Origin of the sequence: Bacillus sp. TL12 (assembly GCF_022625245.1) — a bacterium.
Taxonomy (GTDB): Bacteria; Bacillota; Bacilli; order Bacillales; family Bacillaceae_G; genus Bacillus_A.
Genome location: NZ_JAJJBY010000005.1, coordinates 140,237 through 155,540 on the forward strand (window position 1 = coordinate 140,237; position 15,304 = coordinate 155,540).

14 protein-coding genes and 1 pseudogene are annotated in these 15,304 nt (G+C 35.9%); 9 read left to right on the forward strand and 6 right to left on the reverse strand.

What is annotated here, in order from left to right; translation table 11 throughout:
- Positions 1-8: 8 nt before the first annotated feature.
- Entirely contained in the window at positions 9-593 is a 585-nt protein-coding gene (locus tag LOK41_RS07005; protein ID WP_174103976.1) for a LysE family transporter, read from the reverse strand.
- 117 nt (positions 594-710) lie between these two features.
- Between LOK41_RS07005 and LOK41_RS07010 the strand changes: the two genes are divergently transcribed.
- Entirely contained in the window at positions 711-1,268 is a 558-nt protein-coding gene (locus LOK41_RS07010) for a helix-turn-helix domain-containing protein (RefSeq protein WP_241815824.1), read from the forward strand.
- 76 nt (positions 1,269-1,344) lie between these two features.
- On the opposite strand, the gene LOK41_RS07015 is transcribed toward LOK41_RS07010, so the two are convergent.
- Together LOK41_RS07015 and LOK41_RS07020 are read right to left on the reverse strand one after the other, a co-directional pair.
- A complete protein-coding gene (locus LOK41_RS07015; protein WP_174103974.1) occupies positions 1,345-1,599 on the reverse strand; it encodes a YbeF family protein in 255 nt (84 codons plus the stop codon).
- Positions 1,600-1,713: 114 nt separating this feature from the next.
- Positions 1,714-1,881: pseudogene (locus tag LOK41_RS07020) on the reverse strand (hypothetical protein); the annotation flags it as partial.
- Between the two features lie 498 nt (positions 1,882-2,379).
- On the opposite strand from LOK41_RS07020, the gene LOK41_RS07030 reads away from it, so the two are divergent.
- A complete protein-coding gene (locus tag LOK41_RS07030; protein ID WP_241815825.1) occupies positions 2,380-2,757 on the forward strand; it encodes a YoqO family protein in 378 nt (125 codons plus the stop codon).
- A gap of 34 nt (positions 2,758-2,791) precedes the next feature.
- Here LOK41_RS07030 and LOK41_RS07035 read toward each other — a convergent pair whose 3' ends face one another.
- The 3 genes from LOK41_RS07035 to LOK41_RS07045 all read right to left on the reverse strand — a co-directional run bounded on the left by LOK41_RS07035 (position 2,792) and on the right by LOK41_RS07045 (position 6,512).
- Positions 2,792-3,316, reverse strand: a complete 525-nt coding sequence (locus LOK41_RS07035) for a DinB family protein (RefSeq protein ID WP_241815826.1) — start codon at positions 3,314-3,316, stop codon at positions 2,792-2,794.
- A 124-nt stretch (positions 3,317-3,440) separates the two neighbouring features.
- A complete protein-coding gene (locus LOK41_RS07040; RefSeq protein WP_241815827.1) occupies positions 3,441-4,508 on the reverse strand; it encodes a M24 family metallopeptidase in 1,068 nt (355 codons plus the stop codon).
- 294 nt (positions 4,509-4,802) lie between these two features.
- Positions 4,803-6,512, reverse strand: coding sequence for an Rqc2 family fibronectin-binding protein (locus LOK41_RS07045; protein ID WP_241815828.1), 1,710 nt, complete (start codon positions 6,510-6,512; stop codon positions 4,803-4,805).
- A gap of 104 nt (positions 6,513-6,616) precedes the next feature.
- On the opposite strand from LOK41_RS07045, the gene LOK41_RS07050 reads away from it, so the two are divergent.
- The 7 genes from LOK41_RS07050 to priA all read left to right on the forward strand — a co-directional run bounded on the left by LOK41_RS07050 (position 6,617) and on the right by priA (position 15,299).
- Positions 6,617-9,337: a calcium-translocating P-type ATPase, SERCA-type gene (locus tag LOK41_RS07050; RefSeq protein WP_241815829.1), complete on the forward strand. Its 2,721-nt coding sequence runs from the start codon at positions 6,617-6,619 to the stop codon at positions 9,335-9,337.
- A 99-nt stretch (positions 9,338-9,436) separates the two neighbouring features.
- On the forward strand, positions 9,437-10,312 hold the full coding sequence (locus LOK41_RS07055) for a YicC/YloC family endoribonuclease (RefSeq protein ID WP_174101782.1): 876 nt from the start codon (positions 9,437-9,439) through the stop codon (positions 10,310-10,312).
- 67 nt (positions 10,313-10,379) lie between these two features.
- Complete coding sequence (gene remA, locus LOK41_RS07060; RefSeq protein ID WP_001251459.1) at positions 10,380-10,643, forward strand: extracellular matrix/biofilm regulator RemA; 264 nt, start codon at positions 10,380-10,382, stop codon at positions 10,641-10,643.
- A gap of 13 nt (positions 10,644-10,656) precedes the next feature.
- Positions 10,657-11,274 (forward strand): guanylate kinase, encoded by a 618-nt coding sequence (gene gmk / locus LOK41_RS07065; RefSeq protein ID WP_241815830.1) that lies wholly within the window; start codon positions 10,657-10,659, stop codon positions 11,272-11,274.
- A 1-nt stretch (position 11,275) separates the two neighbouring features.
- Positions 11,276-11,488, forward strand: a complete 213-nt coding sequence (gene rpoZ, locus LOK41_RS07070) for a DNA-directed RNA polymerase subunit omega (protein WP_241815831.1) — start codon at positions 11,276-11,278, stop codon at positions 11,486-11,488.
- A 203-nt stretch (positions 11,489-11,691) separates the two neighbouring features.
- The gene (gene coaBC, locus LOK41_RS07075) at positions 11,692-12,897 is read left to right on the forward strand and encodes a bifunctional phosphopantothenoylcysteine decarboxylase/phosphopantothenate--cysteine ligase CoaBC (RefSeq protein WP_241815832.1); all 1,206 of its coding nucleotides are present in this window, start codon (positions 11,692-11,694) and stop codon (positions 12,895-12,897) included.
- A complete protein-coding gene (priA, locus tag LOK41_RS07080) occupies positions 12,894-15,299 on the forward strand; it encodes a primosomal protein N' (RefSeq protein WP_241815833.1) in 2,406 nt (801 codons plus the stop codon). The genes coaBC and priA overlap by 4 nt, the downstream gene beginning before the upstream one ends.
- The last annotated feature ends 5 nt before the right edge of the window (positions 15,300-15,304 follow it).

A 15,304-nucleotide genomic window follows, 5' to 3' on the forward strand; every position in this document is an offset into this window, starting at 1 on the left:
TTTTGTATTTACTGCACAAGAATGGACATAGCGCTAAATACTAATAAAACAGCCATGGCGACATTAAATTGCTTCCTATATTGCAATAAAAACTTTTGAAACATCGCTCCAAAGAGGCTCCAACTAAATGTACTCATTAAACCGACTATGCCTAAAAATAAGGAGAAAAGAAGATAACTAGAATATGAATTGTAATAGGGGATAATAAAAGTTGCTACGACGGTAAGACCAAAAAGAATTCCTTTTGGATTTATAAATTGTAATAAGATACCGATGAAGAAAAGATTTTGATCTTTATTGGCATTTTCTTTAGCATTTCCATGGCTAGTGAGGATTTTAAAAGCCAAATATAACATATAGCCTACACCTAAAAGAGTTAAAGGAGTTTCAATGAGTGGCAGCGCACTAGTGAGAATAATATTAAAAATACTACATAATAACGTAATGACAAAGAATCCAAAACTAACTCCTAAACAAAATTTAAATGTTTCTTTTAAACCGTGTTTATTCGCAAATGTCATTGCCATAATATTATTGGGACCTGGCGTAAAACTACTAATAACAACAAATAACAAAAATGAAAATAAAGGCATTGTTAGTCCTCCCTTTTATGGATGTATGTTATAATATCCGAAATGAACATTATAACGTTGTTTGTTTTATTATACATAACGAGCGTTATAGTGTAAATGGTATAGGAGTGATTTTTTATGGAAGAAATTCATCTTATTCTTGCCAGAAATTTAAAAGCAATTAGGGAGAAAGAAAAATTAAGCTTAGAAAAGGTCTCTCAATTAAGTGGAGTAAGCAAAGCGATGATCGGACAAATTGAAAGAGGAGAATCAAGCCCAACATTGACAACGATTTGGAAAATAGCTAACGGATTAAAGGTTTCCTTCACTTCTTTAATAAATAATCCAGAGCCTGATACTACAGTTGTTTTAAAAAATGAAATTCAAGTACTGTCTGAAGACGGCGGGAGATATAGAGTATATCCTTCTTTTCCGTTCCAAGAAGATAGACGCTTTGAAGTATACGCTGTTGAAATTGAAAAAGAAGGAATATTACATTCTGACTCTCATAAAGAAGGAACGGAGGAATTTATCACCGTTTTTGATGGAGAAGTAACGATTCGTATAAGTGAGGGTGAGTATCAATTAAGAAGTGGGGATTCTATTAGGTTTAAGGCAGATCGACCCCATACATATTATAATTCAGGAGAAACATTGGCTAGAATGAGTATGACAATATATTATCCAAATGAATAGAAAACGTAAAAAAGTTGACTTCCTTTACTCGGAAAGGAAGTCAACTTTTTGCTTGTTTAAGTGTATATAAAAGATATTAGTGTTTCCTTTCTATCATCTCATATCCTTTTACAAATAATAAAGTCATATAAGAAACGATAAAGGAGAAAATGCTATACATGCCAACCCAAAAGAAAAAGGATGGGGGAAACAATGTAACTCCTAATATAAGAAAAATAGCAAACGTTACAATTGGCATCACGTAATATGTTTTTGTTCTACGTGTTCCAATTACTGAAACAATAAAAATAAGTGCTGGACAAATAAACAAGACGAACATCAATTCATTCATGATTATGTCCCCTTTTTTTAGAAGTAATGTGTTTTTTGTTAACGTTTAAAATAATTGTTCTCCTAATATAATTTCGGTACGTAATGAAAAAAACCTCTTCAAAATCAGTATATTTTAACAATTGGAGAAGAGGGATAAACCGTAAGCAAATAAAAGGAACATCGCTACAACTGTCGTGACGAGTAAACCGATTATGACCGGTAAAAAATTTCGGCGCGCAAGTTCAAATGGATCTACTTTACAAATAGCTGCTGCAGGGATAAGTGCCCAAGGGATCACTGTATCGTTTATTCCGGTTTGTACGAGTAAATTACTCATTGAAACAATAATGGAGATGATTAAAATCGTTGGTAGTAGTTCAGTAATAGCATAGATAAAACTTTGAAAAATCCCGTTAACAGCAAGAGGAATAGAATGTGTTGCAGTTAGACATAGTAGAAAGATAAAAAAGATACAAATGATGGTTGTATCTTTTCGGAGAATGAAAAAAGTAATAATTGTAAGTAAACAAAGAATATAGAGGACGTGCAGAAGTGTTAAGTCTACTCCCATTAGGCTCACATCCTTTAGGCGTTTGTGTAGTTTATTTTATGAAAGAAATGTGAGTGTGTGAGTATAGGAAGTGTGAAGAAATATAATTTCATGTACTGTAATGACAAAATTAATAAATGGATGTTATGATACAAAAAAAACTAAAAATGGAATTAAGGAAGAGGCTCATTTGTTATTCTTATGAGTATTGTGATGAGAGTCGATAGTTATTTTAGAGAGGAGAAGGTTATGAAGGAAAAAATAGGGTTTTATGGTATATTAACTTGTTTAATTGTATCTATTATTTCAAGTCGATTTATTGAAAGTGACTGGATAGTAGCAATGATTACTATAGTTGGATTAATTTTTGCTTTACTATATCGCTGGGACGAATGGAAAACATATAGTCGAAAAAAGAAACTTGTTTTAAGTGCTGAGTTTGTTATTTTAGTAACGATATTGCCATTCATATTAATGGAAGGCGGTAAACAAATGAACACGATGCCGATTTTTCAAGGTTGGTTATATATTGATAAATCACTATATTCAATTGTTGTTTTGGTAGTTATCGGAATAATTGTCACAAAAGTAAATGGGAAACTATTAGTAAACGAATCTAAAACATAAAAAGTGCTACCTCGCTAAGAGATAGCACTTTTTATTATTTTATAGAATGAGCCTTTTGCATTTTTTTAATCAATCGAATTTGTCCCCGATGATTAATTTCGTCTTCAAAGACGTGAAACCATTTGAAATAGTTATTTGCTGGTTTATCGTGCCAAAATGGCGTTGTGTTATAGAGCCATTCATCAGGCAGTGATTGAAACGTTGCGATCGTTTTAGTGCGAACTTCTTGTAGAACATTTATGTAGTAGTCTATTGGCTGATTTTTAATCGTTTGACGTCCAAGGTCACCCAATTCAACTCCTGGTAACCAGCGTTCTAATTCAGCTTCTGTTGGTTCGCGATCTTCAAAAGTATGAATCTGATAGTAAAATTCAATTGCAGCCATATGATATAACAGCATGCCGATAGAGTTTGCATTTTCATCATACAAATAATCGAGTTCTTCAATCGTTAAGTCTTGTACAGCTTGCATCGTTGTATAACGTGCATAGTTCATCATAGATACAAGTTTTGAGAACTCTGTGTTTAATCCGTCCACCTTATCAATTACAAAATTCAATAGAAATGCCTCCTAGTAAATGATTTCTTCAGAGAAAGATTTCTCTATACAAAAAAAATTCCTGTTAAATAAAGAAGAAAAATTCCCCGGTGTTAAAAGAAAGAATCGTTACATAGAGGGAATATTATCCAATAACAATGAGGTTTCTATCGGCCTGTGTAATTACCTCATGCCCATCTTTTGTAATGACAATATCATCTTCAATTCTACAACCGCCCCAATTTGGGATATAAATACCCGGCTCGACAGTAACAACCATTCCTTCTTGCAGAGTCGCGCTACTATCTTGGGATAATCGAAGAGGTTCATGAATTTCTAATCCAACGCCATGGCCTGTAGAATGTCCAAAATATTCACCGTAGCCGTGATCCGTAATGTAATTTCTTGTCACATCATCAATTGTTTTTGCAGATTCACCTGGCCTAATTGCTTCAGTTCCTCGTTGTAATGCCTCTAATACAATACCATATATTTTTTCGAATTCTTTGGAGCAACTTCCAATCGCAACAGTACGTGTTAGATCGGAGCAATATCCATTATAGAGTGCACCAAAATCTAATGTAACGATATCCCCATTTTCAATTATCTTACTTGTAGCAACTCCATGTGGGAGAGAAGAGCGAACTCCGGAGGCGATGATAATATCAAATGAGGAAGAGGAAGCTCCTTTTTTTCGCATGAAAAATTCTAATTCATCTCGGATATCAAACTCTGATACACCGGGTTTTAGAAAATGAGTGATATGTTGAAATGTTTCATCTGCGATACGAGCTGCGATTTTCATTGTTTCGATTTCGGAATCTTCTTTAATAGCGCGGATTGTTTCTACTAGTTCGTTTACTTGCACAAGTTCGATGTTTGTATATTTTTTTAACGCGCTATATTGTTTTAAAGTCATATTGTTTTCTTCTATCCCTAACTTGTTGATGTTTAATTTTGTTATTTGATTTGCAATCTCTTGTTCTATGTTTCCTTTATGCATAATGATGTCGGCTTCTTTTACTTGCTTTTTGGCTTGATCGGTATAACGGAAATCTGTAATAAATACAGCATTTGTAGCAGATAGCAAGACAACTCCAGCGCTACCTGTAAATTCAGTTGTATACCTACGATTTTCTTTTTTTGTAATTAGTAATCCGTCTATTCCGTAGTGATCTAGTTGTTTCTGTATTTTTTCTATTCTTGAAGTCATTTTGATTCCTCCCTTTCATCTTCTTATATGAAGCAATAATTGTGCCAATGTGATTGTCTTTGTATAAGAAACGATTATTACCTAAGATATCGAAAAGTTAAGGGGGAGTAACTCTCATTTGTGTCTATATTCTTTACATGAAACATATAAAGTGTCAATTTTTTTATCATTTATATTGGCATGCTGGAGGGGAGATGAGGCGGTAAAGTCTTTGTTAAAGACGGAGTATATAATTATATAAGAAAACACGCAATGATTACTCACAATCATTGCGTATTTGTGTTTCCTATAATCTTAAGCTTTTAATTTCATCACCGTATCAGCATCTGGTGTTACATACAACGTTTGTTGATTATCATATGTAACAAATCCAAGTTTTGCACCACTCGGTTTTTTGACATGACGAATCTTTGTGAAATCTACAGGAACAGAGCTAGAATCTTTTGCTTTACTGTAATAAGCAGCGAGTTTAGCAGCTTCTAATAAAGTTTCTTCAGTAGGTTCTAATGAACGAATGAGGACGTGAGAACCAGGAATATCTTTCGTATGTAACCAAATTTCATCACGGCGTGCAAATTTGGTTGTTAAATAGTCGTTTTGTTTATTGTTTTTACCGACGAAAATTTCAGTTCCATCGCTAGCGATATATTTATCTAATACTGGTTTTGTAGGTTTTTTCTTTACATTCTTTGATTTACGATTACGCATATAACCTTCTTCAGCTAATTCTTCGCGAATTTCTTCAATATCTTTTGAAGAGGCAGCTTCCATTTGCTGCAGTAAGCTATCAAAATAAAGGATCTCCTCATTTGTTTTTTCAATTTGTTCTTCTACAATCGCGACAGAATTTTTTGCTTTTTGATACTTTTGGAAATAACGTTGTGCGTTCTCTGACGGTGTTTTTAGCGGATCTAACGTAATCTTTATAGTTCCACTATTTTCATCGTAGTAGTTCACAACTTCAATTTCTTTGTCACCTTTTTTTAATGCATACATGTTAGCTGTAAGAAGCTCCCCAAATAATTGATATTTATCGGCCTTCCCGGCATCTTGTAGTGTTTTTTGTAATTTAATTAATTTCTTTTCGTTCTTTGTTTTTTCGTTATGCATAAATCGCTCTAAATCATGAGCTTGTTGTTTTACACGGTCGCGCTCTGCTTTTCCAAAGAAGAATCGATCTAATAATTCACTCACAGATAAGAATGTTTTATCATCACCTTTTAAGTGTCCGAGTGGGAATAGATAAAAGAACTCTTTTCCATTTGCAGTTATCATTGTTGGTTCATATTGGTGTACTTGCAGCGGTTTTTGTAATGTGAAAAATGCTTCTGATAATGTCTTTTCATTTACCATACCAGCTGTTTTTACAACTTCTTTTGCGAATAACGGAGAAATCCCCATAAATGCTCCTACAAGTTGTTTATCCATATTTCCCGCTAAAAAATCTAGTGGCCTAATAAATTCAGCTTGTGTTTCAATCTGCAAGGGATTGATTTTATGTTGAGCTGGTGGTGCAACATACTCAGCTCCAGCATATACAGTACGATGGCGATTTACCGCTAAAGAAACGTGCTTTAGGCTATCTAAAATAATATTCGTTTTCGCGTCTACTAAAATAATATTGCTGTGACGGCCCATAATTTCAACGACTAATGTTTTTAACGATTCATCACCAATTTCGTTACGACTTCGAACAGTAATTTGAATGATTCGTTCTAAATCGATTTGTTCAATTTTCTCAATAAATCCACCTTCTAAATGTTTGCGAAGAAGCATGCAAAACATTGGTGGTAACGCCGGTGAATCATAGCTTTGAGTTGTAAGGTGCATACGTGCATAGGTAGGGTGCGCGGAAAGAATTAATTTTTGATTTTTTCCATTCGCTCGAATATGTAACAAAATCTCATATTTTGAAGGTTGATATATTTTTGAAATTCTTCCTGTTTGAAGAGAATTTTCAATTTCATGTGTAATCGCTCTTGTAAATAATCCATCGAATGCCATTATGAACACTCCTTTCTAACTAAATGTTAATTATAGCATTTTTTTGGACGGGGCTGAATAAGCTTTCATTAGAGCATGTCTGCAATCAGGAGGTCGATAGCGAGATGAATTGGTATGAAATGCGTGCAAATGAAGTGGAAGAAAGAGCGAATACGAATGTGAAAGTAGGACTTTCAGAGCAAGAAGCAGAAGGGCGCTTAAAGAAGCTAGGTCCAAATGAATTACAAGAAGCAAAGCGGCCTTCTGCAATCGTTGTATTTTTATCACAATTTAAAGATTTTATGGTACTTGTTTTATTCGGTGCAACTATTATTTCAGCATTTTTAGGAGAGTATATTGATGCAATTGCGATTGTAGCAATTGTGATTATTAATGGGATTCTTGGTTTTTTTCAGGAACGAAAAGCAGAAAAATCACTTGAAGCTTTAAAGGAACTCGCCGCCCCGCAAGTGATAGTTTTACGAAATGGAAAATGGATAAAGGCACCATCAAAAGCGCTAGTTCTTGGGGATGTCATTAAATTCTCTAGCGGGGATCGTATTGGAGCTGATATCCGTCTTATTGAAGCATCTAGTTTATATATTGAAGAATCGGCATTAACAGGTGAATCTGTACCTGTTCAAAAGAAAGTGGAAGCATTGAAAGGTCAAGATGTTGCAATTGGGGATCAAAAAAACATGGCATTTATGGGGACAATGATAACGAGAGGTTCTGGAGTTGGTGTTGTAGTAGCAACAGGAATGAATACGGCTATGGGACAGATTGCGAATATGTTACAAAATGCGGAACAAATGGAAACACCGCTGCAAAGAAGGCTGGAACAACTCGGAAAGATTCTAATCATTGTTGCACTTATTTTAACAGCACTTGTCGTACTAGCTGGGGTCTATCAAGGAAATGAAGTGTATCATATGTTTTTAGCAGGGGTGTCACTTGCTGTTGCGGCAATTCCCGAAGGACTACCAGCGATTGTTACGGTCGCATTATCACTTGGTGTACAACGTATGATTAAGAAGAGAGCGATTGTACGGAAATTGCCAGCTGTAGAAACTTTAGGATGTGCTTCTGTTATTTGTTCAGACAAAACAGGAACGATGACGCAAAATAAAATGATGGTTACACATATGTGGTCAGGCGGCGAAACATGGCATGTAACAGGGCAAGGGTACGAGCCTGTTGGGGCATTCATGAAAGGTGAACAGAAGATTAATCCGACATCTGCAAGGTCTTTATATCAATTGTTAACATTTGGATGTCTATGCAATAATGCTAACATAGTAAAGAAGAAAAAAGCGTATGTCTTAGATGGGGATCCGACAGAAGGTGCGCTTGTTACAGCGGCGATGAAAGCTGGAATATCACGCGAAGCTTTGAAAGAGAAGTTTGAAGTTATTCATGAGTTCCCTTTTGATTCCACACGTAAGATGATGAGTGTTATCGTTCGGGATCGTGATGGTAAAAAATTTGTAGTCACAAAAGGAGCACCTGATGTTCTTTTACAAATAAGTCAAACCATTTTGTGGGGAAATAAACAGCAACCTTTAAGTGAATTGTACCGTAAAGAAGTGCAGGCGGCTATTCATAGTCTTGGGAGTCAAGCGCTCAGAACAATTGCAGTGGCGTTTAAGCCGTTAAAAGTAACGGATTCAATTGAACATGAAAGAGAAGTAGAGAAAGATTTTATGCTTGTTGGGATACAAGGAATGATAGACCCGCCAAGACCAGAAGTAAAACAGGCTGTAAAAGAGTGTAAAGAGGCTGGTATTAAAACGGTAATGATTACAGGAGATCATAAAGTGACAGCAATGGCTATTGCAGAACAACTAGGAATCTTACCACCAAATGGTCGCGTCGTAGAGGGTGTAGAGTTAGCAAACATGTCTGTAGATGAACTAGAAGATATTGTGGAAGATACTTATGTGTTTGCACGTGTATCACCGGAACATAAGTTAAAAATTGTAAAGGCCCTTCAAAATAAAGATCATATTGTGGCGATGACAGGTGACGGAGTGAATGATGCTCCGGCTATTAAAACAGCTGATATTGGGATTGCGATGGGAATTACCGGAACGGATGTGGCCAAAGAAGCCTCCTCTCTCGTATTGTTAGATGACAATTTTGCTACAATTAAATCGGCAATTAAAGAAGGTAGAAACATATATGAAAATATTCGGAAATTTATTCGTTATTTATTAGCGTCAAATGTTGGAGAAATTTTAGTGATGTTGTTTGCGATGATGCTTGCATTGCCGCTTCCAATGGTTCCGATTCAAATTTTATGGGTGAATTTAGTGACAGATGGTTTACCAGCAATGGCGCTTGGGTTAGATAAAGCTGAAGGGGATGTTATGCGCAGAAATCCAAGGCATCCGAAAGAAGGGGTGTTTGCAAGGGGGCTTGCTTGGAAAATTGTGAGCCGGGGATTTTTAATTGGTATTGTAACCTTACTTGCATTTATTATTGCGTTTAATCAGCACCCAAATGAATTGAAATATGCGCAAACAGTAGCCTTTGCTACACTGGTCTTAGCACAGCTTATTCATGTATTTGACTGCCGGAGTGAACATTCTATATTCCATCGTAATCCTTTTGGAAATATATATTTAGTTGGAGCAGTTATTATTTCGGTGTTGTTAATGCTTGTGGTTATTTATTATCCACCGTTGCAACCAATTTTTAGCACAATGCCAATTCAAGCGAGAGATTGGTTATTAATCGCTGGTTTATCGTCTATTCCAACATTTTTATTAGTCGGTTCTTTATTGACAGGGAAAAAGGAAAAAAAGAAGCCTGTATTGTATAAGAAAGGACTAAACTTGAAATAGTCAATGATATGAAAATGTGATATAATTTACAAAAGGTAGTAGAGCTATATCTCTATTACCTTTTTCATTGAGTTATTTCATGCCTTGGATGTGATAAAGATGATTTCTAGTATGACAGGATTTGGACGAGCGAAGGTGGAAAACGACGCTTTTCAAATTACAGTAGAAATGAAGTCAGTGAATCATCGTTTTTTAGAGATGAACATTCGACTTCCGAAACAAATGATGGTTTTTGAAGATAAAATTCGTAAGTTAATTGCAGAACAAGTTCGCCGCGGACGTATTGAAGTGTCTATTATTATTACAGGGGAAGGGCTTATTGAAAGAAAGTTAAGTGTGAATTGGCCACTTCTTGAGCAGTATAGATCCATTATGGAAGACGTGAAAATGAAATTTCAATTACAAGACTCCATTACACTTCAACAATTAATGGCAATGCCAGAAGTAACGGCGATTGAAGAAATGGAAAATGTAAATGAACAATTTGAGCAAAATTTATATGAAGCTGTTCGCCAAGCTGCTCGTATGTTAAAAACGATGAGGGATGGCGAAGGAGAACGATTACATAAAGATATAGCATATCGTTTACAAGAAATTCACAATTGTGTGAATGCGATTATCCCGCATGCCCCAATTGTCATTCAAAGATATCGTGAACGATTAGAAAGTCGATTGAAAGAATTACATAATCAGGATTTAGATGAACAACGACTGTTAACCGAGGTAGCGATGTTTGCAGAGCGCTCGGATATTCATGAAGAATTAGTTCGTTTACAAAGTCATTTAGATCAATTTCGTGAAGCGCTTGAAATTGCAGAGCCTGTTGGAAGGAAAATGGACTTTATTGTACAGGAGATGCATCGAGAGATTAATACGATTGGCTCTAAGGCAAACGACTTAACAATTTCAAAATATGTTGTAGAAATGAAAAATAACCTTGAAAAAATTCGTGAACAGGTACAAAATATTGAGTAGCTGTCAAAAAATATATAAAGTTATACGTGGTGGAGAAATCGGATAGACTTACTAGGAGGCGCAAACTATGGCCATGCGGTTTTTAAATATTGGATATGGAAACATCGTATCTGCTCATCGAATTATTGCTATTGTAAGTCCGGAGTCAGCTCCTATTAAACGAACAGTGCAGGAAGCGCGTGAACATAACGTGTTACTTGATGCTACGTATGGGAGAAAAACAAGGGCGGTTATTGTTATGGATGATGGGCATATTGTATTAAGTCCAATTCAGCCAGAGACGATTGCACATCGTTTAAATAATAAAGAAGATTTAAGTGAGGAAGGGTAGGTTTTACATATTTATGAGAAGTAGAAGAGGGTTGCTCATCGTTCTTTCAGGACCTTCTGGCGTTGGGAAAGGGACAGTTCGTAAAGAGCTGTTCAGCCATGAAGATACAAAGTTTCAATACTCTATTTCAGTAACAACACGCAAACCACGTGAGGGTGAAGTGGATGGTGTGGATTATTTCTTTAAAGAGAGAGAAGAGTTTGAAGAAATGATTCGTAACGAAAAGTTACTTGAGTGGGCAGAGTTCGTTGGAAATTACTATGGAACACCAATTGATTATGTCGAAAAGACATTACAAGAAGGAAAAGATGTGTTCTTAGAAATTGAAGTTCAAGGAGCAATTCAAGTGAAGAAGGCCTTCCCAGAAGGTGTATTTATTTTCTTAGCTCCTCCAAGCCTATCAGAACTAAAGAACCGAATCGTAGGTCGTGGTACAGAGACTGAAGATGTAATTGAAAATCGTTTAACTGTAGCAAAAGAAGAAATCGAAATGATGGATGCTTATGACTACGTAGTAGAAAATGATAGAGTAGAACTTGCTTGTGACCGCATTAAAGCTATTGTGGTTGGTGAACATTGTCGCCGCGAAAGAGTAGCAAAATATTATAAAGAAATGACGGAGGGTATATAATATGTTAAATCCATCAATTGATTCATTACTAAAAAAAATCGACTCTAAATATACATTAGTAACGGTAGCTGCAAAACGCGCACGTGAAATGCAAATAGCTAACAACTGTGTTGTTGAAAAACCTGTTTCTCATAAATGTGTAGGCAAAGCATTGGAAGAAATTGATGCGGAAGCGTTAAATTATGTACCAAGCGAAGAGAAAGTGTCTGAGTAAGGCATTCTCTTCGACAAATGAAAACATAGACTTTATACTTTTCTATGTAACGGTAACAACCTATTTACAAGTAGGTTGTTATTTTTTTACGATAGAACTGAGTTAAAAAGAAATAGGTTTTATTTCGTGAACTGCTAGCGCTGACAAGCTAAAATAAATATATTTCAACAGAATAAGTTTGAAAAAGAAAGAGGACGAGTCATATGCTAAAAGGGAAAAAGATACTTCTATGTGTAACAGGAGGCATTGCTGTTTTTAAAGCGGCTGCGTTAACGAGTAAATTAACACAAGCAGGAGCACTTGTAAAAGTAATGATGAGTGAATCAGCTATGAAGTTTGTTACACCTCTTACATTTCAAGCGCTTTCTCGCCATGATGTATACACGGATACGTTTGATGAAAAAGATTCTGCAGTTATTGCTCATATTGATTTAGCAGATTGGGCAGACGTTGTACTTGTTGCTCCAGCGACAGCAAACTGTATCGGAAAACTAGCAAATGGTATTGCTGATGATATGATTACAACAACATTGCTAGCTACTACAGCACCAGTTTGGATTGCACCTGCGATGAATGTGCATATGTATGAAAATAAAATTGTTCAAAAGAATATGATGACGTTAAAATCGTTAGGATATACATTTATTGAGCCTGGAGAAGGCTTTTTAGCATGTGGATATGTTGCGAAAGGTCGATTAGAAGAACCGGAAACGATTCTCGCTCGATTGCAAGAAGCTTTTTCAGAACATAGACCATTAAAAGGGAAGAAAATTTTAGTAACAGCTGGCCCAACTCGAGAAAAAATTGATCCGGTACGTTTTATGACAAATTTTTCTTCAGGAAAAATGGGTTATGCTCTAGCGGAAGTTGCGGCTAATTTAGGAGCGGATGTCATTCTTGTTTCAGGTCCGACTGCAATAACACCGCCTGTAAATGTAACAACTGTGCAAGTAGAATCTGCACAAGAAATGTTAGAAGCTGTCATGCAACATTATGGATTTATGGATGTTGTCATTAAAACAGCTGCAGTAGCAGATTATCGCCCGAAAATTATGCATGATCAGAAAATGAAAAAGAAAAGTGGCGATGCAATCATTGAATTAGAGAGAACAATCGATATTTTAAAAACACTCGGTGAGAAAAAAGAACATCAGGTACTTGTCGGTTTTGCTGCTGAAACGACAAATATAGAAGAATATGCAACGAAAAAATTACGTGAAAAAAATGCGAATATGATTGTTGCAAACGATGTAAAAGCACAAGGAGCAGGATTTGGTACAGATACAAATATTGTAACAATGTATAGAAAAGATGGAGAAGTTATTCGACTGCCTCTTTTAACAAAGAAAGAAGTTGCACGTGAAATCTTACTGCAAATCGAAGCAATGTTAGAAGAGGATCATATATGAAATTTGCAAGTGTAATCGTTGATGTACCGGCACGTCAAACAGACCGCCCGTTTGATTATGTTATCCCAAAGAAATGGGAAGATATTGTACAAACAGGTATGCGTGTAGTCGTTCCATTTGGTCCAAGAAAATTACAAGGTTTTATTATTGAAATAAAAGATTCAGTCGATGTGGAAAGTAAGAAGTTAAAAGCATTACATGAAATACTAGATGTTACTCCAGTTTTAAATGAGGAATTATTGAAAATTGGATTTTGGCTGACGGATGAAACGTTATGTTATACAATTTCAGCTTTTCAAGTTATGCTTCCAACTGCAATAAAAGCAACGTATAAAAAGCGACTACAGCTGCATAAACCAGAAGAAGTAGCGCCGGAAATTCGTGATTGGTTTCAAGGAAAAGAAGCGATAGATTGGGAAGAAATTGCCACGCATCCACATATGTATCGTACGATTCAAAAAGAGATAACAAATGGAACGATTGAAGTCATCTATAAAGTAAAGGATAAAGTGCAAAAGAAGAAACAAAGAGTGGTTCAGCCAGAATTGCCACAGGAACAATTAGAGGCAGCTGCATTTGAGCTGAAAAGTAAAAAACAGCAAGATGTACTTTATTACTTTGTAGAAAATTATCACAGTGTGGCCTTAAAAACGTTAACAGAAGAACTACAAATAACAGATGCACCAGTAAAGTCGCTTGTGAAAAAAGGGTTGCTTTTAGAAAAGTATGTTGAAGTATATCGTAATCCATATGATGATGAGGCTTTTGAACAGACAAAGCCATTTCCACTCACGGATGAACAAAACCAAGTGATTACACCTATTTTGTCATCTATCGAAAATGAAACATATAATCCATTTTTACTATATGGTGTTACAGGAAGCGGTAAAACAGAAGTGTATTTGCAATCCATTGCTGCGGTGTTAAAAAAAGGAAAAGAAGCCATTGTTCTCGTTCCGGAAATTGCGTTAACGCCGCAAATGGTGGACCGTTTTAAAGGACGATTTGGCTCGCAAGTTGCGGTTCTTCATAGTGCACTTTCTGTTGGTGAAAAATATGATGAATGGCGAAAAATTTTACGGAAAGAAGTGAAGGTGGTCGTTGGAGCACGCTCTGCTGTTTTTGCGCCATTTGAAAATTTAGGAATTATTATTATTGATGAAGAACATGAATCAAGCTATAAACAAGAAGATAATCCAAAGTATCACGCTAGAGATGTCGCCGTCTGGAGAGGTCAATATCATAATTGTCCAATCGTACTCGGTAGTGCAACACCGACACTTGAATCGTTTGCTAGAGCGAAGAAGGGTGTTTATGAGCTATTAACAATGCAAAAGCGTATGAATGAACAAGAATTGCCGACAGTGGAAATTGTTGATATGCGTGAGGAATTGCGTGATGGAAATCGCTCTATGTTCTCTAAATTACTTCATGAGAAAATAGCGGATCGATTAAATAAGAAAGAACAAATGGTACTTTTTTTAAATCGAAGAGGTCATTCAACGTTTGTCATGTGCCGTGATTGTGGTTATGTCGTACAATGTCCTCATTGTGATATATCACTCACTTATCATAAAATGAATCATCGTTTAAAATGTCACTATTGTAGTTATGAGGAAAATATGCCAACTGCTTGTCCTGCTTGTAATAGTTCGCATATTCGTTTCTTTGGTACAGGAACGCAAAAGGTAGAAGAAGAAATTACAAAGTTATTTCCAGAGGCGCGGGTTATCCGTATGGATGTTGACACGACGAGTCGTAAAGGGATGCACGAAAAACTATTAAAAGCGTTCGGTGAAGAGAAAGCGGATATCTTACTTGGTACACAAATGATTGCTAAAGGGCTTGATTTTCCAAAGGTTACACTTGTTGGTGTCTTAACAGCTGATACGATGCTGCATTTACCAGATTTCAGGGCAAGTGAAAAAACGTATCAGTTATTAACACAGGTAAGTGGACGTGCAGGACGACATGAATTACCGGGAGAAGTAGTGATTCAAACGTACACGCCAGAACACTATAGTGTAGAATTAGCAAAGAATCAGCAGTATGATGTATTTTTTGAACAAGAAATGCAAATGAGAAAAATGAGGCAATATCCACCGTACTACTATGTTGCGCTTGTAACCGTTTCACATCCAGAGTTATTAAAAGCAGTACAAGTAACGGAAAAAATTGTCAGTTATTTACGAACGCATTGCTTGCAGCAAACAATGGTGCTAGGACCAGTTGCTTCAGCAATTCCAAGGATAAAAGATAGATATCGATACCAATGCATGATAAAATACAAGCGGGAACCAAACTTAAAGTACGTGCTCAAAATGGTAAATGAACATTATCAAGCGGAAATGCAAAAAGATTTGCAGATCTCAATCGACTTTAATCCAACAATGTTAATGTAGTGGAG

What these genes read in the sequence shown, in the direction of transcription:
- rpoZ (WP_241815831.1), top strand. Translation starts at nt 11,276, where the DNA reads ATGTTAAATCCATCAATTGATTCATTACTAAAAAAAATCGACTCTAAA.
- coaBC (WP_241815832.1), top strand. Translation starts at nt 11,692, where the DNA reads ATGCTAAAAGGGAAAAAGATACTTCTATGTGTAACAGGAGGCATTGCT.
- remA (WP_001251459.1), top strand. Translation starts at nt 10,380, where the DNA reads ATGGCCATGCGGTTTTTAAATATTGGATATGGAAACATCGTATCTGCT.
- gmk (WP_241815830.1), top strand. Translation starts at nt 10,657, where the DNA reads ATGAGAAGTAGAAGAGGGTTGCTCATCGTTCTTTCAGGACCTTCTGGC.
- LOK41_RS07015 (WP_174103974.1), bottom strand. Translation starts at nt 1,599, where the DNA reads ATGAATGAATTGATGTTCGTCTTGTTTATTTGTCCAGCACTTATTTTT.
- priA (WP_241815833.1), top strand. Translation starts at nt 12,894, where the DNA reads ATGAAATTTGCAAGTGTAATCGTTGATGTACCGGCACGTCAAACAGAC.
- LOK41_RS07030 (WP_241815825.1), top strand. Translation starts at nt 2,380, where the DNA reads ATGAAGGAAAAAATAGGGTTTTATGGTATATTAACTTGTTTAATTGTA.
- LOK41_RS07050 (WP_241815829.1), top strand. Translation starts at nt 6,617, where the DNA reads ATGAATTGGTATGAAATGCGTGCAAATGAAGTGGAAGAAAGAGCGAAT.
- LOK41_RS07005 (WP_174103976.1), bottom strand. Translation starts at nt 593, where the DNA reads ATGCCTTTATTTTCATTTTTGTTATTTGTTGTTATTAGTAGTTTTACG.
- LOK41_RS07010 (WP_241815824.1), top strand. Translation starts at nt 711, where the DNA reads ATGGAAGAAATTCATCTTATTCTTGCCAGAAATTTAAAAGCAATTAGG.
- LOK41_RS07055 (WP_174101782.1), top strand. Translation starts at nt 9,437, where the DNA reads ATGATTTCTAGTATGACAGGATTTGGACGAGCGAAGGTGGAAAACGAC.
- LOK41_RS07040 (WP_241815827.1), bottom strand. Translation starts at nt 4,508, where the DNA reads ATGACTTCAAGAATAGAAAAAATACAGAAACAACTAGATCACTACGGA.
- LOK41_RS07045 (WP_241815828.1), bottom strand. Translation starts at nt 6,512, where the DNA reads ATGGCATTCGATGGATTATTTACAAGAGCGATTACACATGAAATTGAA.